This window comes from Alcanivorax sp. HI0044 (genome assembly GCF_001634945.1).
Window position 1 is genome coordinate 1 of record NZ_LWEZ01000865.1, and the last position, 486, is coordinate 486.

1 protein-coding gene is annotated in these 486 nt (G+C 59.1%); it reads right to left on the reverse strand.

Going from position 1 to position 486, the window contains the following annotated elements:
- A partial coding sequence (locus tag A3730_RS10170) for an inner membrane CreD family protein (protein ID WP_231883917.1) occupies positions 1–469 on the reverse strand: 469 nt, incomplete at its 3' end.
- Positions 470–486: the final 17 nt, after the last annotated feature.

Below are 486 nucleotides of genomic sequence, written 5' to 3' on the forward strand. Positions count from 1 at the left end.
CGTAGATCAACCCCTGCACCAGCAGCAAGCTCAAGGCAAACGTCCAGCCGGCTTTGAGCGAGCGCATGGCTGCCATCAGGTAGATGCCTATCAATGCACAGCACGATAACGCGGCCACCAGGTAGGCCAGCAAAAAGTCGATATGCTCACTGAGTGCCACCAGCAAAAGGTAGAACATGGCCAGCGCCAGGCCCACCAACAGGTATTGCATGGCGTGCAACGGATACCGGCGCAGCACTTCAAAAAGGAAAAACGCCGCAAAGGTGAGCCCCACAATCAGGTAGCTGTATTTCAGCGCCCGCTCACTGGAGAGCAACCCTGTTACCGGCTGCACCAAGCGCACCCGCAATGCCTGACCGCTATCACCGCATGCCGCATCGCCGCGGGCACAATGGATCACACTGGCCGCCGCCAGGCTGTTGGTGCGCCACTGGCTGGTAAAGCCGTCATGGGTAATCTCACGTTCCACCGGCAACACCAGCCCTT